Source organism: Chloroflexota bacterium, from assembly GCA_026708035.1.
In the GTDB taxonomy this organism is placed as follows: Bacteria; Chloroflexota; UBA11872; order UBA11872; family UBA11872; genus JAJECS01.
In genome coordinates this window covers 83,969-103,073 of the sequence record JAPOVQ010000030.1, presented here as the reverse complement: position 1 = coordinate 103,073, position 19,105 = coordinate 83,969, and the positions used below count along the sequence as shown (strand labels likewise).

Annotated in this window: 16 protein-coding genes; 9 read left to right on the top strand and 7 right to left on the bottom strand. The window is 66.9% G+C overall.

What is annotated here, in order from left to right; translation table 11 throughout:
• Window positions 1–115: 115 nt before the first annotated feature.
• Genes OXG33_12825 through OXG33_12815 form a run of 3 tightly spaced genes read left to right on the top strand, consistent with a single transcriptional unit; the run spans window position 116 to window position 1,862 of the window.
• Window positions 116–442 (top strand): rhodanese-like domain-containing protein, encoded by a 327-nt coding sequence (locus OXG33_12825; GenBank protein ID MCY4114800.1) that lies wholly within the window; start codon window positions 116–118, stop codon window positions 440–442.
• Between the two features lie 44 nt (window positions 443–486).
• Window positions 487–1,326, top strand: coding sequence for a molybdopterin-synthase adenylyltransferase MoeB (gene moeB / locus OXG33_12820; protein MCY4114799.1), 840 nt, complete (start codon window positions 487–489; stop codon window positions 1,324–1,326).
• Window positions 1,327–1,373: 47 nt separating this feature from the next.
• Window positions 1,374–1,862 (top strand): VOC family protein, encoded by a 489-nt coding sequence (locus OXG33_12815; GenBank protein MCY4114798.1) that lies wholly within the window; start codon window positions 1,374–1,376, stop codon window positions 1,860–1,862.
• 338 nt (window positions 1,863–2,200) lie between these two features.
• On the opposite strand, the gene OXG33_12810 is transcribed toward OXG33_12815, so the two are convergent.
• The 3 genes from OXG33_12810 to OXG33_12800 all read right to left on the bottom strand — a co-directional run bounded on the left by OXG33_12810 (window position 2,201) and on the right by OXG33_12800 (window position 5,432).
• A complete protein-coding gene (locus OXG33_12810) occupies window positions 2,201–3,247 on the bottom strand; it encodes a Gfo/Idh/MocA family oxidoreductase (protein ID MCY4114797.1) in 1,047 nt (348 codons plus the stop codon).
• A 51-nt stretch (window positions 3,248–3,298) separates the two neighbouring features.
• Window positions 3,299–3,940 carry an alpha/beta hydrolase gene (locus tag OXG33_12805; protein MCY4114796.1) on the bottom strand — a complete coding sequence of 214 codons (642 nt, stop codon included), beginning with the start codon at window positions 3,938–3,940 and terminating at the stop codon, window positions 3,299–3,301.
• Window positions 3,941–4,343: 403 nt separating this feature from the next.
• Window positions 4,344–5,432, bottom strand: a complete 1,089-nt coding sequence (locus OXG33_12800) for a hypothetical protein (GenBank protein ID MCY4114795.1) — start codon at window positions 5,430–5,432, stop codon at window positions 4,344–4,346.
• A gap of 143 nt (window positions 5,433–5,575) precedes the next feature.
• Here OXG33_12800 and OXG33_12795 point away from each other — a divergent pair, with 143 nt between their 5' ends.
• The 4 genes from OXG33_12795 to OXG33_12780 all read left to right on the top strand — a co-directional run bounded on the left by OXG33_12795 (window position 5,576) and on the right by OXG33_12780 (window position 9,567).
• Entirely contained in the window at window positions 5,576–6,625 is a 1,050-nt protein-coding gene (locus OXG33_12795) for a GDSL-type esterase/lipase family protein (GenBank protein MCY4114794.1), read from the top strand.
• Window positions 6,626–6,920: 295 nt separating this feature from the next.
• Window positions 6,921–7,778: a dihydrodipicolinate synthase family protein gene (locus tag OXG33_12790; protein MCY4114793.1), complete on the top strand. Its 858-nt coding sequence runs from the start codon at window positions 6,921–6,923 to the stop codon at window positions 7,776–7,778.
• Window positions 7,775–8,662, top strand: a complete 888-nt coding sequence (locus tag OXG33_12785) for a dihydrodipicolinate synthase family protein (protein MCY4114792.1) — start codon at window positions 7,775–7,777, stop codon at window positions 8,660–8,662. The genes OXG33_12790 and OXG33_12785 overlap by 4 nt, the downstream gene beginning before the upstream one ends.
• A 17-nt stretch (window positions 8,663–8,679) precedes the next feature.
• Window positions 8,680–9,567 carry a dihydrodipicolinate synthase family protein gene (locus OXG33_12780; GenBank protein MCY4114791.1) on the top strand — a complete coding sequence of 296 codons (888 nt, stop codon included), beginning with the start codon at window positions 8,680–8,682 and terminating at the stop codon, window positions 9,565–9,567.
• Window positions 9,568–9,602: 35 nt separating this feature from the next.
• On the opposite strand, the gene OXG33_12775 is transcribed toward OXG33_12780, so the two are convergent.
• Both OXG33_12775 and OXG33_12770 read right to left on the bottom strand, forming a co-directional pair.
• Window positions 9,603–10,835, bottom strand: coding sequence for an MFS transporter (locus tag OXG33_12775; protein ID MCY4114790.1), 1,233 nt, complete (start codon window positions 10,833–10,835; stop codon window positions 9,603–9,605).
• Between the two features lie 526 nt (window positions 10,836–11,361).
• Entirely contained in the window at window positions 11,362–12,867 is a 1,506-nt protein-coding gene (locus OXG33_12770; protein ID MCY4114789.1) for an MFS transporter, read from the bottom strand.
• A gap of 279 nt (window positions 12,868–13,146) precedes the next feature.
• On the opposite strand from OXG33_12770, the gene OXG33_12765 reads away from it, so the two are divergent.
• Together OXG33_12765 and OXG33_12760 are read left to right on the top strand one after the other, a co-directional pair.
• Window positions 13,147–14,982: a family 10 glycosylhydrolase gene (locus OXG33_12765; GenBank protein ID MCY4114788.1), complete on the top strand. Its 1,836-nt coding sequence runs from the start codon at window positions 13,147–13,149 to the stop codon at window positions 14,980–14,982.
• A gap of 13 nt (window positions 14,983–14,995) precedes the next feature.
• Complete coding sequence (locus OXG33_12760) at window positions 14,996–16,762, top strand: family 10 glycosylhydrolase (GenBank protein MCY4114787.1); 1,767 nt, start codon at window positions 14,996–14,998, stop codon at window positions 16,760–16,762.
• A gap of 14 nt (window positions 16,763–16,776) precedes the next feature.
• Here the strand turns inward: OXG33_12760 and OXG33_12755 are convergent, their stop codons facing one another.
• Together OXG33_12755 and OXG33_12750 are read right to left on the bottom strand one after the other, a co-directional pair.
• Window positions 16,777–18,009: a pentapeptide repeat-containing protein gene (locus tag OXG33_12755; protein ID MCY4114786.1), complete on the bottom strand. Its 1,233-nt coding sequence runs from the start codon at window positions 18,007–18,009 to the stop codon at window positions 16,777–16,779.
• A gap of 60 nt (window positions 18,010–18,069) precedes the next feature.
• Entirely contained in the window at window positions 18,070–19,095 is a 1,026-nt protein-coding gene (locus OXG33_12750) for a Gfo/Idh/MocA family oxidoreductase (protein MCY4114785.1), read from the bottom strand.
• Between the last annotated feature and the right edge of the window lie 10 nt (window positions 19,096–19,105).

Below are 19,105 nucleotides of genomic sequence, written 5' to 3'. Positions count from 1 at the left end.
GCCGAATCCACCGCCTCCGCCGTGCGGGGATTGACTCGCGGCGGGCGCGGCGCGAAGATCGCAACAAGAGGCGGGTGTTTCCCCGGCGGTGAGGTTTAGCGTGGCTGCAGCACAGATGCCTTCCAACGAAGTCGACGTCCACGAGGCCAAGAAGCTGGTCGAGCAGGACGAGGTCCGCGTGATCGACGTTCGGACACAGTTCCCGTTTCCGGCCATGCCCGGGGCGGAGTACGTGCCGCTCGAAGACATCCTGGCGCGTCCAACCGAGGCGATCCCGACCGACAAGCCGATCCTATTCATTTGCAATGTCGGCCAGACCAGCGGAGTCGCCACGCAGATGGCGACCGCCCTGGGTCTGAACCAGGCCTACAACATGCAGGGCGGCATGGAGGCCTGGGAAGCCGCCGGCTACGACACCGAGGAGCCGCCCGCCGGCCACTAGGGCCGGCACGGCGCATGTGAGGTCTAAGGAACGAGGGTAGGCGCGTGTTCAACGTCGAGCAGGTTCAGCGATACAGCCGGCACATGCTGCTGCCGGAGGTTGGGGTCGCCGGTCAAATGAAGCTCTTGGACGCCAGCGTCGTCGCCATTGGCGCCGGGGGCCTGGGCTCGCCGGTGCTCTACTACCTGGCCGCCGCCGGCGTGGGCAAGCTCGGCGTGGTGGATTTCGACGTCGTCGACCGCTCCAACTTGCAGCGGCAGATCCTGCACCGCGAGGACCGCGTGGGGCTGCCCAAGACCGGGTCGGCGGCCGAGACGCTCACCGGGCTCAACTCGGACGTGGAAGTGGTCGAGCACAACGAGCCGCTGACCTCCGAAAACGCGATGGAAGTTCTGGGCGGCTACGACGTGATCGTGAACGGCTGCGACAACTTCCCCACCCGCTACCTCGTCAACGACGCCGCCTACATGCTGGGCAAGCCGGTGGTGGACGGCAGCGTGCTGCGGTTCGAGGGGATGTCGACCATCTTCGTGCCGGGCGAAGGTTGCTACCGCTGCCTCTACCCAACGCCGCCGCCACCCGAAATGGCGCCGAGCTGCTCCGAGGCCGGCGTGCTGGGCGTGCTGCCGGGCCTGGTGGGGCTGATCCAGGCGACCGAGACGATCAAGGTGATCCTGGGAACGGGCGACACACTGGCCGGCCGCCTGCTGCTGTTCGACGCGCTGGCCATGGAGTTCCGCGAGCTGAAGCTGCGGCGGGACCCCGACTGCCCGCTGTGCGGCGACTCCCCCACGGTCACCGAGCTGATCGACTACGAGGAGTTCTGCGGCTTCGCCGGCGGCGACCGCGCCTCGCAGCCGGTCGAGGCAGGCGTCGCGGGGTAGGAGCGCGTTCCCATGCTGCACGCAGCATGGGCCACCGAACATCTGCAATGACCTTGCCTGACGCCTCGCTGCCGAGCACGACGATTGACCGCGGCATCTACGTGATGCCGCAGTTCGTCACGTTCGAGGTGTCGGACATGACCGCGGCGCGGCACTGGTACGTGAATGGGCTCGGGTTCGTGGAGCTGGCTGTGCTTCCGGGACCGAACGGCGATCCGGTGCTGGTCCACCTGCGCCGGTTTCGGTATCAGGACATTCTGCTGGTGCCGGGACGCGATCCCGAGGACAAGGCGTCGGGCGTGCGGGTCTCGTTCGCCGCCGGGGACGAGGACCTGGACGCGAGGGCGGCCCTTGCCTCCGGCGAGACGGGCGGCGTCGTCGAAGGGCCGAACCGCACGCCGTGGAACACGCGTGATTTGCACTTTCGGGATGCCGACGGGCATCTGGTGGTCTTCACGGCGCCAGACTTGAACGCCGACATGGATTCGGAGTTTGCCCGGCGCGTGAGTGATTCGGTGCAAACGGCCGAGGAATAGGTCAAGCGGACTGCGGGTGCGGGCCGGTGCGCCGTTAGCGCCGACAATCCCAAGGATGTTCGGTGGCCCGCGCTAGGTGCAGCGTGGGACCGGCCGTCTCCCTCACCCCCGTATCGCGGTACGGGGCAGGCTCTAACCCTCTCCCGCGGTGGGGAGAGGGGACCGGACCGGACGCTGCCGAGGCTCCCAGGCTGCCCGCAGCCTGGGCCACCGGGCACGGCCTCCGTTCGTCCCCGTATCAAGTACGGGGCAGGCTCCGAGCGAAGACGCAGGGCGCCGTTCGTGGTTCGACGCGCTCACCACTAACGGTGCTGGCTCACCGCGAACGGCGGCGGTTGCTACACGTGATAGATGTAGAGATCGCGGTCGGTCAGCGGCAGGTCGACCCATGCTCCGCCTTGGCGATGGCTCTCGGCGATGGCAAAGCAGGCCTCGGTGACGTGGTGCGCCTGCTCGATGTGATTGAGCGTCGGCCGTCCCGTCTCGTGGGCCTCGATGAGGTCCTCCAGGCAAGAGACGACCGAGCTTGACTTCTCGACCTCGGGCAGCGGCTCCGCGTGCCACTCGCGGTGGCGCGACGAGTCGGTGGGCTGGTTGACGCGCAGAGACAAACCCTCGGCGTTGTTCAGGGTGCGCACGACGCCCTCGGTCCCGACGATCTCGAACTCGTGCTGGCCGGCGGAGATGCACCACGCCTCCACCCCGTTCTCGAACTCCAGGTGATAGGTCGCCATCGGATCGTCGTCGAGCCTGCCGTCCACGATCTCAAGATCGCGGGGATGCAGCTCACCGCGCACGCGCGTGATGCGGGGATCGCCCAGCAGATAGGACAGTGCGTCGACCGAATGGATGTGGCCATGCAGCAGACTCCGTGCTGGGTATTGGATCGCGGCCTTGGGCTCGCCGATGCGTCCCTGAACGATCAAGTCGCGGGCCGCGCCGAACGTCTTCGAGAACCGGTTCAGCACGCCTGAGTTGAACACGGTGCCGTGCGCCTGGCAGGCCGCCAGCACGTCGTCGGCCTCGCGGGGCGAGCAGGCGATGGCCTTTTCGAGATACATCATGGGCACGCCGGCATTCGCCACCCGCACGGCCAAGTCCGAGTGCACGTCGGCCCGCGTGCAGATGGCGACAAGGTCGGGCTGCTCCTTGGCGATCATCTCGTCGAGGTCTTCGTAAACCGTGGGCACTCCCCAGCGCTCGCCGAAGTTGGCGCGCTTCTCGGGCAGCAGGTCGCACCCCGTCACCAGATCGAGCTGCGCGGCAGCCTGACAGGCCCCCGGCAAGCCATAGGGCAGCATGAAGTCGCGCGACGGCGGGATCTCGTCGTCGATGGTGTTGCCCATGCGGCCCAGGCCGAGAATGGCGGCGCGGTAGGTTTTCATGTTGATCTCCTGCTCAGGTCGGCGTGCTCGCTGTCCGGTATGGTGCCAGGCTCAATCCGGCGTTGCGCGGTCCAGTGACTGGATGAATCCTGCCGTCTCCGCGACGGTCGTCGCGAGATGACCAGCCGTCGTGTGGCCGGACCGTTTGCGCGGGACGAACGAGTGGTCGCCATCGGCTAGCCAGTGGATGCGAATTGCGTCCGAGAGGTCGTAGCCGCCGACCTCGGCACTTGAACCGAACGCGTCGCGCTCTCCCTGCACGATGAGCGTGGGCGTGCGCAGGTCGGCCAGGTGCTCGGTGCGGAGTCTCTCCGGCTTTCCCGGCGGATGGAACGGGTAGCCCAGGCACACGAGGCCCCGTGCGCCGACCGCGTCGGCGATGAGGCTGGCCATGCGGCCGCCCATGGAGCGTCCCCCAATCACTAGGCTCTCGGCGCCGCCCAAGGCGTCGATGACCTCGCGCCAGGTCTCGAGAAGCACGGCTTGGCGATCGGGCGGCCTGCGGCTACCGCCGTCGCGTCGCTGGCGCATGTAGGGAAACTCGAAGCGAACGACGCGTACTCCGGCGGCGGACACTCCGGTGGCGATGGCCTCCATGGTCGTGCTGTCCATGGGCGACCCGGCGCCGTGGGCCAACACGAAGCGGTCCGGCGCGTCGGCAGGTCCGTTAGTGAGGAACACACGCTCGGTCATGCCAGGACCAGAACAAGCGAATTCAATCTGTGCTGCTTCTGTGCGCTATCCGAGGATCAGCCTGCGAGGTGAATCGAACCGGACTGGCACCCTGTCGCCTCTGGAGTAGTTGCTCTGAAACCAGTTTCGTAACGCTGCGTTTCCCATGATGCGGGGCGTTCCATTCTGATTCGCCGTACGGTTAATCTGCCCCGCAATCTGGCCGCTGCCTGAGAGCACAAGTGTCACGGGGCCCTCGTCGCCTACATGGTGAGCGAATGCGCGAATGACATTGAAGAACCCGCGACAGTAGTAGGTCTTCTCCAGCCTGAGATAGAAAACCGGATTGCCACTCATGCTCGTCTCCCGCTGCTTGGTGCGCATCGGGTGTCCAATCACTGACGAGCCCAATGGCACTGGCGTTTCACATACCCAAGTGGCTCACACGAATCTCGGCCGACGTCAGAGCGTCCCGAAACTCGTCGAGCGGCAGGCGGCCGTCGGTCATGACGATCGACGACGGAATCGGCGTGTGGCCGCCGGAGCCGACGCTGAGTCGAAGCGGTCCTTGCCGGGGCGGGGTGTCCACGCCGCGGGCGCGGGTCTCCGGGAAACCCCAGAGGTTGACGATCTCCGCGGCATCGGCGGGCAGGTCGACAACGGCCTCGTGGGTGCGCTCCATGATCCCGCGGATGCCCTCCCAGAACTGCGCCACGTAGCGCGGACCGTGCGAGTCGGTGTATCGCCAGACAAATAGCCGAATGTTCTCCGCCAGGGGGATGTTCTGCTCGACCACTTCAGATTGCAGTAGCACGGGGCCTTCGGCCGGGTTGATCAAATCGAACCGCCGCTCGATGGGGTGCGAGAGTCCCATCGCGCGCCCAATCTGAATCGGAAAGCTCGCGGCGCAATAGCACCAGTCGCCGCCGAATGCCTCCATCTCCACTGTCGCGGGGTCGAACTCGAGTCCACGGCTCTCGGCCTGGGCCAGCAGGTCCAATCCCCAGGCCTTGGCCTGCATCCAACCGCGAATCTCGGTTTGTTGCAACCCGCCCGCGGGCAGCTTGGGAGCGGCATCGCGGGAAGCCCGGTCCAGCCTTAGCTCGTCGGCGGTGAGCACCCCGTCGGCGAGCCCGCGGTTGCGAACGGCCGCCCGCTGGTCGTCTTCGACGCCCTGCAAGAAGTCGCCGCCGAGCGCCCGTTCCTTGGCCTCGGCGCCGCCTTCGACGCGCGACGCCATGGACCGCCGACCGAGGCGCGCGTCAGCGTACTCGATGATCTCGTCGGCGGCTTCGAAGTGCGTGGGGAGAAAGTAGATCGCCTCGTCGTCGTCGGCAGTATCGATCACGCGTTGGTAGTCCCGCTGCAACTGCACCTCGAGCGGATAGGCCAGCGGGATGCGCTCAGTGAATTGGTTCCACTTGCGGTCCATGCGCTCGCGGCTGTCGGGAGGCAACGCGAGCCAGGTCAGGGAGTGAACCGAGAGCCAAATCTTGCGCAATTGGATGGCCATGGGTGCGGCCTTCAACTCGGATCGACGCATCGCGGAATCGCGAAGGCGATCGCCGTCCGCGGCGATTATGCCCCGCAGGTCGGGCGGCAAGGTCCGATTTGGATCGCCGTTTCGTGTAGGGGCGTCCCTTGTGGGCGCTCCTCGTGGCCACCGGCGCTTACTATGCCTCCGGCTGCTTCCAGGGTGTCGTCGACATGCAATGGATCGCGCTGCCGTCGCCGGACGTCGAGATGCGGGGACTAGTCGGTGCGCCGCGGGCGCTGCTCCATCGGATTCCGGAGGAGCATCGGGATAGCCTGCCGGCCGGCACCTGGGAGCGCGCGGAGATGACTTCGGGCGTGCGGCTGGTCTTTCAGACGGACAGCCCGCGCGTGGCGCTGCACCTCGAGTACCTGCAACGACCGAGCCGCGCCAGCAAGGTCGACGCCTACGTCGACGGGCGGTTCGCGGGCACGGACGGCGGTGACGACGCCGGTCCATGCACCGCCGATCTGCTCCAGGGCATGACGGGCACTCATGACGTCGAGCTGCACATGCCGCCCTACTCGAAAGTTCGGCTCAAGTCGTTGGGTCTAGCGCCCGGCGCGAGCCTTTCGGCTCCGACCAGACGGCCTTCAAGGTTCATCACATTCCACGGCGACTCGATTACGCACGGTGCCGTGACCACGCGGTCGGGTCTGGCCTATCCGTCACGGGTGGCTCGGGCGCTGGGCGCCGATTTCATCAACCTGGGCTTCGGTGGATCGGCCAGGGGCGAGCCCGGCATGGCGCGAATCGTGGCCGACCTGCCGGCCGACGCCATTTCGCTCTACTACGGCATCAATACCTACGCCATCGGCCATCCCGGACCGGAGGAGTTCGGCCGCATCTACGCCGACTTCCTCGAAGTCGTGCGTGCCTCGCACGCGGAGACGCCCATCATCGTCATCACGCCCACGTGGTACGTCCCGGAGCTGCACCAGCGAAACGCATCCGGCGCGAGTGTGGAGGAGTACCGGGAGGTCATTCGCCATGCGGTGTCCGCGCGGGTTGCGGCCGGCGATGCCAACATCGCGGTTCTGGAGGGTTGCAGTCTCATCGGCCCCGGCGACGAGTCGCACCTGGCGGACCTGGTGCATCCGAATTATGAGGGGTTCGCGGAGATTGCCGGGGGGCTCACGCGGATGATCGGGCAGGCGTGGGGGATCGCCTAGATTCCCGCCTTCGAAGAACCTTGCGTAGCCCGTCCGTCATTCCGGCGGAAGCCGGAATCCAGTCCGGTCGAATCTCCAGGCACGCCGGACGCTGGGCGTGCGGGCAGGTTTGAAACCTGCCCGTACGGCGTTTCGAAATGGGGAAGTGCCGGATGGACTTCGTCGGGGGGACCGTCCAGACCGGCGCTGAATCACCCATTCGGATATCGTGGCGCTCAGGACAGCCCGCCACGGAGCTTGAGCCATCAAGTCGAAGGATGAGTTCGACGCGCGGCTGGTCGGGCCGTGCAACTCCGTGCCGACGATCTTTCACGAGGACGGCACCGTCGACTACCCGTCCATCCGCAACTTGATCGACTTCAGCATCGACGGCGGCTGCGACGTCATCATGCTCACTTGGGGCGACAGCCTGATCTCGCTGCTCACCGACGATGAGGTGGCCGAGCTGCACCGGGTCGTCATCGATCAGGTCGGCGAGCGCGCGGTCACCATCGCCTGCGACAATATTTGGGGCCGCAACAAGGCGGTCGAGTTTGGGCGCTACGTGCGCGAGCTGGGCTTCGACGTCTACATGGTGCGCCCCGCGGAGTGGGCCAAGGGCACGGCGGAGTCGCTGGCGGAGTTTTATACCGCCTGCGGGCGCGAGTCGCCGGTGATGTTCGTGGGCGACGTGCCGCTGCGCACGCTCGAGCTGCTCGCCGACGATCCGAACATGTGGGCCTTCAAGGAAGACCTAGGCCTGGACTACGCCCACGAAATCATCATGCGCTGGGGCGACCGCTGGCCGATGGTCGGCGGCGGCGGGATGAAGCGACACCACCTGCTGTGGGCGCACGGCCACTGCGACACGTGGCTCGACGGCTTCTGCCGTACCTTCCCGGCCGTCTCCCAGGACTATTGGCGCGCGCTACAACGCGGCGACATCGCGGCGGCCTGGGCGCAAGCGATGCAATACGAAGTGCCGCTGCGCGCCATGGCGCAGCGCGTGCGCTATGGACCCGACGGCTTCGTCAAGCATGCGATGGTGGAGGCTGCGGGCGTGGCTCCCCGCTGGCGGCGGTCGCCGGCGGTCAACCCGACGGAGGAAGAGATGGACGAGTTGCGAGAGTTCCTGGCCGGGCTCGGTCCGCAGACACAGCCGGTGCCGGCATGAAGTCGCCCGACGAGATCCGCGGCCTCATGGAAGGACCGTGCCTCTCGCTACCAACGGTGTTCAAACGCGACGGCGATGTCGATCATGAGGGCATGCGCAACGTCATCGACGTGGCGCTGGACGCCGGTTGCCAGATCGTGATGCTGACCTGGGGCGACAGTCTGGTTTCGCTGCTCACCGACACCGAGCTGGCCCAGGTGCATCGCAACGTGATCGAGCACGTCGGCAACCGAGCCGTCACCATCGGCTGCGACAATCAGTGGGCGCTGCCCAAGGCCATCGAGTTCGGTCGCTACGTCGACGCGCTCGGGTACGACCTCTACATGGTTCGCCCGGCAGACTGGGCCAAGGGCACGCCGGAGACCCTGGCCGAGCACTTTCGGGCCATCGCCCAGGTGACCCGGGTGATGCTGGTGGGCATGGTGCCGCTGCGCACCTGCGAGCTGATCGAAAACGTGCCCAACGTGCTGGCGTTCAAGGAAGACCTGGCCATCGACTACGCGCACGAGGTGCAGATGCGCTGGGGCGACCGCTGGGCCATGGTCACCGGCGGCGCGCACAAGCGGCATGTGCTGTTCCATCCCCACGGCCCGCGCGCGTGGCTGGACATCTTCATCCGCTTTCACCCGCAGCCGACGGTCGACTACTGGAACGCGCTCAAGCGCGACGACACCCGCACGGCCTGGGAAATCGCCATGCGCTACGAGCAGAAGCTCTGGGACCTCGCCGCGCAGGTCCGCTACGAAAAGGACGGGCTGTTCGCCCACGCGCTGCTGGAGGTCTACGATGTCGCGCCGCGCTGGCGCCGATCACCCGCACCCGATCCGACCGATGAAGAACTCGACGAGCTGCGCGACTGGCTGCGCGGCATTGGCCTGATGTAGCCGCCCGGAGGTTCCCGATGCGTGACCACGACGAAGTCCGCGCCCTGCTCGACGGCCCGATTAACTCGCTGCCCACGATCTTCACCGAGTCCGGTGAGATCGACTGGGACGGCACGCGGGCGGTGATCGACAAGTCGCTGGAAGGCAACTGCAACGTCATCATGCTCACCTGGGGCGACAGCCTCATCTCGCTGCTGACGGACGACGAGGTGGCCGAGCTGCACCGCGTGGTGATCGACCACGTGGACGGCCGCGCGCTCACCATCGCCTGCGACAACCAGTGGGGCCTCAACAAGGCGATCGAGTTTGGGCGCTTCGTGCGCGAGTTGGGATATGACCTCTACATGGTGCGCCCGGCCGACTGGGCCAAGGGCACGCCGGAATCCCTGGCGGACTACTACAAGGCTTGCGGCCAAGTCGCCCCGGTGATGTTCGTGGGCGACGTACCGATCCGCACGCTGGAGCTCGTCGCCGACGACCCGAACATGTGGGCCTTCAAAGAAGACCTGGGCCTGGACTACGCCCACGAAGTGCTGATGCGCTGGGGCGACCGCTGGCCGATGGCCGGCGGCGGCGGCATCAAGCGCCACTACGTGCTGTGGCCCCACGGCAACTGCAACTCCTGGCTGGACGTGTTCATCTACTGCAATCTGCTGCCCCAGAAACTCTATTGGGACGCCATCAAGCGCGACGACCTGCCCGAAGCCTGGCGACTGGCGCGGCACTACGAGCAGCCGATCTGGGACCTGTGGCCGGTGTTCCCCGCCGGCGGCGACGGCCTGGTGCACACCATGATCGAGGTCTGCGGCGTGGCCCCCCGCTGGCGCCGCTCACCCGCCCCGAACGCGACCGAGGAAGAGATGGAGCAGGTGCGGGACATGCTGCGGGGGTTGGAGCTGCTGTAGGGGGCAGCGAGAGCCGTGCCATCGGGTGAGGCCCATCAGCCAACGTCAGGCGCCGCGGTGCGCCGCCGACTGAGGATCAGCAGAATCACGACAACCGGGGCAAGCACCAGGGCCGAGCCTAAGAATCCCGCGCGAAGCGAGATCCCAAGAGCGACGGCGCCGAGCGCCGGACCGGCAATGAGCTGGCCAGCCGCATTGGCCTGCGCGCCCACCGATAGCATCGTGGCTCGAACCCGCGACGGAATCATTCGATTCTGTAGCACGCTGAGCAATGGGCCGCTGACAGCGAACAGCGGCCCGCGCAGCCACAGCATCGCCAGGGCGAGCCCAAGATTCGTGGCGAGCGCGAACCCGACCAGGCTGCCGATGTAGATCGCCTGCGCGGTCACCAGCACGGTGCCTGTCACGCGGTCGTTTGACGTATCGAACTTGCGGCGCGCGACTTCGGTGGCCGCGAGCGAGAGCCCCCGCCCCACATAGCCGCTGAGGCCAAACCAGGCTACGGGGTCCAGCGGGCCCAGCGGCGGCAGCGTGATGGTTTCGAGCAAGAACGGTGTGACCAAGCGGTCGGGGATTTCGCTGGACGCACCAAACAAGAACGGCACGGCCACGATAAGGAGCAACGTGCGCTGGCCTCGAACGAGACGTAACGCTGTCCGCAGCGTCGCGCCCATCGTCTTGAACGTCTGGCGCCGGTGCGCCGGCACTCGCGTGAACCCCCGTTCCGGCATCGTGAACGCGAGGAATGCCGCAAGGCCCACAAACATTGCGCCACCCACGACAACCGGCAGGGCCCGCGACACGCTTGAGAGCGCAACAGCCAGCGAAATACCCACGAGGCCACCAATCAGATACGCCTGCGTACCGCGCAGAAGCGCTGCGCTGAGTCGCTCCTGCCCGACCTCGTCGGCGATCCAGGCCGTGGTTGCGCCGCTGATGAAGGTAAATCCGAGCCCCCATACCACTTGGGCGGCGAGGACGCCCGCGAACAGCGGGATGGACCCTTCCACCATGAAGCCGGCGCCCATGAGGACGAATCCGATCAAGATCGACAAGCGCCGGCTGTAGACATCGGCAACGACGCCGGTCGGCACCTCGAACGCCAACGTTGTCGCTTCGAGCAGGGTGCCGACTAACACGAGCTGCAGGGCATTCAGGCCGACGGATTCGACCTGATATACGAGGTTGGTGGTCACTACGGTGGTGAACGCCAGACCCTGGACACCGGCCATCGCAATGGAGAGTGGATAGGCAGGCAGACGCTTCATTGAATGCCACCCGTCGTTGCGACCGAGAGCTTGGGCATGCGCAGATGAAAGACGCTCGGTAGACGACGCTGGCTTGACAATGTGTGCGGCAGGTCACGGTCGCCGCTGCGTGAATGCCGCGACAGGTCGGAAAGCATGGACACGGATGGACTCCAATCCCTGATTCATGAGGTGTTGGACAGGAGCCCGGGGCGCAGTGCGGCCGCGTGCGTTAGTTTCTGGCGCCTCGACCAATGGTCGCGATCGAGGACCGGTGAACCGACGGTCTGCTCACCGCCTGCGCATTGCGCTGCGGTAAGGACGGTTGCTAGCGGGCGACCTTTCGCGTCGCAAGGCTCGCCAACAATTGGAAACTGCTCACGAGGGATGCCATGTCGTTGCGACTCCCTGCAATTCGAAGTCCAAGCCTGAGCTTGGAGCCATCTGGGCCAATGGTGCCAGCGGTGTTCGTCAGCGGCAACACCTGGTCAGCATGGTTGACAGCGCCGATGACAAGCGGCCCAGGCTGCAGGGGCGCAATTGCTGCTCAGGATCGTCGAATTCCCTTGGGGACCGGCGGGCGATACATCAGCCCGATCACGGCGGCGGTGAGCATGAAGGCCGCTTGGACGAGGAAGGCGACGCGCCAGCCGTCGAGGAAGGCGCCGGTAGTGGCGGGATCCGAGGCAACGGCGTTGACGCTGGCCTCGGCTCCGGCGGCGGCCATGACGGCCGTGACGATGGCGGTGATCAGGGCGAGAGCCACGATGCCGGCGATGGTGCCGGCGAGATTCATGAACGCCACGGCGACGGTGTAGACCCTCTCCGGCACGGCGCCGAGCATGGCGTTGGTGCTGGGCGACGTCACCAGCGAGAGACTGGCGCTGTTGACGACCAGCACCAGCACGACCACGGCCAGCGGCGTGTCCGAACCGAAGCTTGCCAGCGCGAGGACGCTGATCAGACCCACCAGCGGCCCGGCAATCAGAAACGGACGCGGCGTCCAGCGATCCGAGAACCGTCCGGCGAGCGTGGCGACCAGCGTGTAGACGGCGAATCCCGGCACGAGGATGAACCCCAAGTCGCGCGCGCTGAAGCCCAGCACGCCCTGGATGTAGAACGGCACCAGGAACCCGCCGCCCGACAGGCCCATCAGCAGCACGATCCGGGCGCCCAGCGGTGTGACGACAGCGCGTCGGCGCAGCAGGCGCAGATCGAACAGGGGATTGGGCGTGCGCAGCTCCCACCACACGTAGGCGCCGCCCAAGACCGCGGCGGCTGCGATAGAGCTCCAGACCAGCGGCTCGGTCCAACCGACTACCGGACCCATGGTGAGGCCCAGCACCAGCGTGACGGCGATTCCCGCGATGGCGCTCGAGCCGAACCAATCGAACCGGCCCGGCCCGTTGGTGGATTCGGGCGACCGACCGGCTTCCAACACCAGCCAGGCGCCGACCGCCCCGACGACCGCGGGCAGCGCCAAGGCGTGATAGGCCCAGCGCCAGCCGCCCGCCTCGACGACGATGCCGCCGACCGCCGGCGCCACCAGGGCGCTGAATCCAACCGTGGCGGAGGAGAGCCCGAGCACCTTGCCGCGCTCTTCCTCCGGGAAGAGGGTGACGGCGATGGCGATGCCGTTGGCGCCCACGATGGCCGTCGCCGCGCCTTGCAGCAGCCGTGCCGCGACCAGGGATTCGAGCGACGGCGCCCAGCCGGCCATGAGCGAGGCGCCCGCGAACAGCGCCATGCCGCCGATGAAGAACGCGCGGCGGCCCAACCGGTCGGCCAAGTAACCCGCGGGCATGACCACGGCGGCGGTCGTGAGCGACACGGCGATGGCGACCCATTGCACCTCGGCCAGGGTGGCGCCGAAGTCCGCCGCGATGCTGGGCAGCGTGACCGTGGCGATGTTGTGCACGATCACGCTGAGGAAGGTGCCGATGAGGATGACGCTCAGGCCGCGCCATTTGGGATCGCGCACGAGCCGCAGCCAGCCGCCGGGGTCGCCCTCGGATGCCGCCGCGTCGTTCATCGACGGTGAAGGTTCAGGCATGGACGACGCTGGCAGAGGCGGCTCGCATTCGGGGCATATATCCGGTGGAAGCGTGGCTCGGATTCACCCTCACCCTAACCCTCTCCCGTCAAGGGAGAGGGGACCGGTCCTGCCGACGAAAAAGAGGGGGCCGGATCGCGCGACCGGAGACCTTCGCGCAACACTAGCCGGGCGAGTCAAAGACCCGCCCCTACTAGTCTCGACGCGCCAGGCGATTGATGGTGCGATGGGGCGCGGCGTAAGGTACACCAACGTTCACCGTTCAGGAGGCGCGGATGGGTGGCCGACGCCGATGAGCATTCCCAATCCCGCGCCAAGCCGATGGCGCCTGGCGTGACCGACCGCATCGGCGACGCCTGGCTCAGCGGCACGCCGCGGTATCTGACCGACCTGGACCGCGCCGAGCCGGCGTCCGCGATCCGCTCCACTCCCGAACCGCGGCACTGGCGGGCGATGTCCTATCGCACGGACTCGCTGAGCGGCACGATGCTGGCCGCCGGACTGGAGACGGCGGCGCCCACGGTGCGCTATCCGCTCGACGCGCGCGGCCTGCACGCCATCTCGATCGGCACCGTGCCGATCCGGACGCCCGCCGAGGGACTGACACTAGGTATGCCGCTGAAGCTAAGCGGCGACGACGCGTTCTCATTTCTGACGATGGAGCCCTACCGGCGGCCGGATCACGGCGTGGACGTCGTGGAGATGTATTGGAAAATCGCGAACCTCACCGGCCAAGCATTGGACATCGGACAGGCGAGCGCGCGGGTCGGCGAGGGCGACGGAGCCGGGGCGTTCGCCTGCGCGGCGGCGCGGGTGGTTTACATAAAACTCGTGCCACTCACTGACGCCGAAATCGCGGACTGGAGCGCCGATCAGGCCCGCGCCGATACGCGTCGCCTGTTCGCGCACAACGACGCCCATTTCGCGCACTACCTCTTCCGGCTCACGTCGGCGGCCGACGTGCGGCGCGAGATCGAGCAGTACCACGAGAGCGACTTCTCGCGCATGTATTGGGAAGCCGGCGGCGGCGACCTCATGTCTTACTTCAGTTCAATTGGGCGGCGGCACACGCTGGACGGCCTGGAGGACTACGGCCGCCGCGGCGATCGCCTGCACGCCGAGAGTTGGCGGGTGTTCCGCGACGAGGGCGTCGATCCGTTCGACGTGGCGCTGGAGCAGACGCACGCCGTCGGGCTGGAGTTTCACGCCGGCTATCGGGTGGCCGGATTCCAATATCCGCCGCCGTTGGACCATCACAACCACGGCGACACGTATTTCAAACGGCATCCCGAGTTCTACGGCGAAGACCGGGCAGGCAACCAGACGCCGCGCATCTCGTACAGCTATCCGGAAGTCCGCGAGTTCGTGCTGTCGTTGCTGCGCGAAATGGCGGAGCGGCCCATCGACGGAGTGTGCCTGCTCTACAACCGCCGCCCGCCGGTGGTCGAATACGAACCGCCGTTGGTAGAGGGCTTCACGCGCGAGTTCGGGTGCGATCCCCGGACGCTGCCCGAGGACGACCCGGACTGGCTGGCCTTTCGCGCGGGCACGCTCACGCAATTCATGCGCGACGTGCGCGCGGCGATGGACGAGGCGTCGCGGGATCGTCCGCGGCGGATTGCGGTTTCGGCCATCGTCGCCGCGTCCGAGGCCGAGAACCTGATGCAGGGCCTCGACCTGGCGACATGGGTGCGCGAGGGTCTCGTGGATACGCTGATTCCCTACAGCGCCCGCACCAACTTCCGCCCGTTCTTCAATGAACCCGGCGGCATGGTGTGGACCGATTCCAAGCAGCTCGGATTCCTGGTGGATACGGTGGCGGGCTCGCCGTGCGTGGTCGCGCCAAACGTGATGCCGCGGTCGATGCCGCCGGAGGACTATCGGCGGCAGGCCGCCGCCATCTATGCGGCGGGCGCCGAGCATTTGTTCTTCTGGGATTCGGCGGGCGGCGGGTGCCGCGCGAACTTCGGGCATGAATGGAACGCGCTGCGCCGGTTGGGCCACCAGGATGAAATCCAGGCGTGGATCGAAGCCGGCGAGCCCGACTTGCCGCGTTCGTCAATGCCGCTGCGTGAATGGGCCGGATGGGATCTTTCGTACGTGACCCCGGGATAGGAAGGTGAGCGCCATGTCCGATGCCATAACCGACCGTGGATTCCGCGCCGCACCGCGCTACGTCGCCGACTTCGACCGCTGCACGCCCGCCAGCGCGCTGGCAACGGAGGCCACCCGGGGCCACTGGCAGACGCTGCCGTTCGAGGCCGAGGGAGTTTCCGGGACCATGCTCTTCGCCGGTCCGGAAACACTGGCCCCGGACGTGACCTATCCCCTGCGGGTCGACGGCTGGCACGCGATCTCGGTGGGCGTCCATCCGACCGCGGGAGGCGAGAGCGACTTCGCGCTGGTCCAGGCGATGCTCAGCGGCGACTCCGCCTACTCGACGCTGACCTGGAGCACGGAGGGCCACCACCTGCGCCGCAAGGAGCTGCAAGAGATCTTTTGGAAGGTCGCCAATCTCACGGGCCAAGAAGTGGTGTTCTCGCAGCTGCACCGGCACATCGATTCGGGCGATGGGCTCGCGTCGGTGCAGTCCGGCTCGGCGCGCATCGCCTACCTGAAGCTGGTGTCGCTGGCTGACGATGAGGTGCAGGAACTGGTCGGTGAGCGCACCTCGGGCCGGGACCGCCGCCTCTGGGCGCATAACGACGCGCACGGTCCGCACTACACCTACCGCATGACGACCGCCGACGAGGTCAGGCGCGAGATCGAGCCGTATCGCGACACCGATTTCAGCCGCATGTATTGGGAGTCGGGCGCGGGTGACCTGATGCGCTACTTCACCAAGATCGGTCGCACGGCCACGGCGCATGGGGTTGAGATGTTTCCGCGCGTGGGCGACCGACTGCTGGCCGAGAGCTGGCGGAGCTTTCACGAGCAGGGCATCGACCCGTTTCAGGTGGCGCTGGAGCACACCCACGAGCTGGGGATGGAGTTCCACGCCGCCTACCGGCTCGCCGCCTGGACCTACCCGCCGCCGATGAACCAGGAGTATCTGGACGGGTATTTCCAGGACCATCCGCAGTGGCGCTGCCTCGACCGCGACGGTCGCGAGCTGCCGCGCATGTCCTATGCCTTTCCCGAGGTGCAGGACTACTGTCTGGCCGCACTGCGCGAGATGGCCGAGTTCGACCTCGACGGCATCTGCCTGCTGTTCAACCGCCGTCCGCCGTATTTGATGTACGAGGAGCCGCTGATCGAGGGATTCGCCGCGAGCCACGGCGCCGACCCGCGGGAACTGCCCGAGGACGATCCCGAGTGGTTGGCCTATCGTGCCGGCGTGCTCACGGGATTCATGCGCCGGGTGCGGCAGGAGATGGACGCCGTCGCACGCGAACAGGGACGGCGCCGCATCGAGGTCTCGGCCTGCGTACAGGGCCTGATGGCGGAAAACGTGCTCTTTGGTTGCGATATCGCCACCTGGGCGCGGGAGGGGCTGATCGACGCGCTGATTCCCTACAGCGCCGCGCCGCTGGCGATGCCCACCGACGAAGACACGTGGTCAGCGCCGGAGCAGCTGACGCCCTTCGTCGAGGCCACCCGGGGCACCGACTGCACCCTGGCGCCGAACGTGATGCCGCGTCACATGAGCGCGGAGGACTTCCGGCGCAAGGCGCACCTGATCTACGGCACCGGGGCCGAGCATCTGTTCTTCTGGGACTGCGCGGGTCCCGGCGGGCGCGCCAATTCGCAGCCGATGTGGAATGCGTTGCGACGGCTGGGTCACCGCGGGGAGATTGCCGAGTGGGTGGCGGCCGGAGAGCCGGCGCTGGGCGATTGGACGGTGCCATTGCACGACCTCGACGGCTGGGACATGACGGTCATCGCGCCGGGATAGCGGCGGCAGGAGCGCTAGGGCGCGCTGTCCCTCTGCTGCCGCATCCGCTCGCTGAAGAGCGCTCCCTCGAGGTTTGTGCCTTCGAGCACGGCGCCGGTCAAGTCCGCGCCGATCAGTTCGGCGCCAGAGAGGTTGGCGTTGGTGAGGTCGGCGTTGTGCAGCAGCGCGCCGTCCAGATTCGATTCCGAGAGATCGGCGTCGGTGAACTGGGCGCTGCGCAAGTCGGCGTTCGTAAACGAGGCGCGGATCAATTCGGCTCGACTGAAATCGGCGTTCTGGAGATTCGACCGGCGAAATCCCACGGCAAACGTCTGCGTGTCGGCCACGTTGGCGTGCGAGAAGTCGCCATCGTCGAAGACCGAGGCGCGTATGGTGGCCCCGCGAAAGTCGGCGCTGGCGCCGTATTCCTCGTACCCGGAAAAGTCGGACGCCATGAGCAGGGTGCCCGACACGGTGACGTCGGTGAACACCGCGCCGCTGAAGTCGGTGCGGCGAATCTCGGACCCATACACCCGCATGCCGCTCAACTGCGCCTGGGAGAAGTTGGAGGCGTAGACGTCGGTGTTGATGATCATCGCGTCGCGCAAGGCGCCGCCCGACATGTCGACGCGGATCATGGTGGAGTTCGTGAGTTCGACATTGCTGAGATTGGCGCCCGGGAGATGGGTGCTATAGAACCGTGCGCGGCTAAGCTCGGCGCCGTCCATGTCGACATTGGCCGCGACGGCGTAGTCCAGCTCGATCCAGGCGGCCTTGACGGCGCGCAGGCTCGCATCGCTGAAGTCGGCGTTCTGCAGATTTGCGCCGGTCATGGTGGCGCCGTCGAACTGAGCGGCGAGTAGCTGAGCGTCGCGAAAGGTGGCCCCGTAGACGTTGGACTCGGAAAGGTCGGCACCGTCCAGCGTGGCATCGACAAAGTCGGCGAAACGGAGGTCCGCGCCGTTGAGTTTGGCTCCCGACAGGTCCGCGCCGGAAAAGATGGCGTCGCGCAGAAACGCGCCGGAGAGGTCCGCGTCGACCAGGTCGGTGTTGGAACAGTTGGTGGGCTGGTCGCGCCAAATCGCCGTGAATTCGGACTGAATGGTGCAGGCGCCCACAACGGCGAACGGCTGGCTGATCACCAGTCCAACGGCAACGGCCGCAATACCGAGAACCGCCAGCGAGAATGTCAGATAGGCGGCAATGAATGCGGCGGAGCGGCGAACGGGCAGCGAAGTCCTCCCGGGCGGCAGCGCCGCACCCGTCAATGGTAGCGAGACTCCGCCCGTCGTATCGGAAGAGTGCTCACCGACGACTTGCCGGAGGCGCTACCAAGGCTCGCGTTCGAGCGGTTCCAGCAGCACGTCGCGGCCGGTGACGCTCGACCGCTCGGCGGCGAACAGGATCTCCATGATGTGGCGGCCGTAGGCGCTGCTGGCCGGCGGACGGTCGTTTGTGTCGATCGCTGTGACGAAGTCTCGGTATTGCTCGGCAAAGTCATTGATGGGCTCGATGTCCAGCTTCTGCCATTCGCCGTCCTGGCCCACCCGCACCATGCCGCCCGGATACTCGGCGGTGTCGAAGTGCACCTGCAGCCGACCCTGAGTGCCGTGGACGTCGATAGTGGCGGTGTCTTGGGCCCCGCGCGAGCTGGCCACCGAAACCACGACGCCGGCCACGCCGTTCGCATACCGGATGAGCGCGGTGGCGAGGTCGTCGCCGTGCATGTAGTGCATGTGGGTTCCGAGGACGGCCTTCACGGATACGGCCTTGCGACCGACGAGGTGCGTGACCCAGTCGACCATGTGCACGCCGTTGCCCATCCAATTGCCGCCGCCCATGGAGCGGGTCAGATAACACCGGTCGAGGCGCTCATAAGGGAACTTGGCGCTGACGAGGGCCAGCACCTGGATGACCGGCCCCAGCGCGTTGGTATCCAGAAAGGCCCGCGCGGTGCGCAGCGCCGGTCGGTATTGCCCGGTGAGGCCAATCTGCAGCAGCCGGCCGCTACGGGCTTCCGCCTCGATCATGCGGTCGCATTCATCCATGGTGACGGCCATGGGCTTCTCGACCAGCACGTGCTTGCCGGCGTCCAGGGCTTCGACGGTGACCCCGGCGTGCAGGTGATGGGGCAACAGAATGCCCACGGCTTCTACGTCCGGGTCGGCCAGCAGGTCGCGGTGGTTGGCGTAGACCTTGGGAATGCCGAAGGTCTTCCGATGCTCCTCGCGCCGCTCGGCAACCGGCTCCGCGCCCGCGACGCAGCGGGCGAGTCCCTCGGCTTCGAGCAGGGCGAGGCCCTGCAGATGCCTTGCCGCGATGCCGCCTAGCCCGATGAGACCGATCTGCAGCATGCGAGTGCTC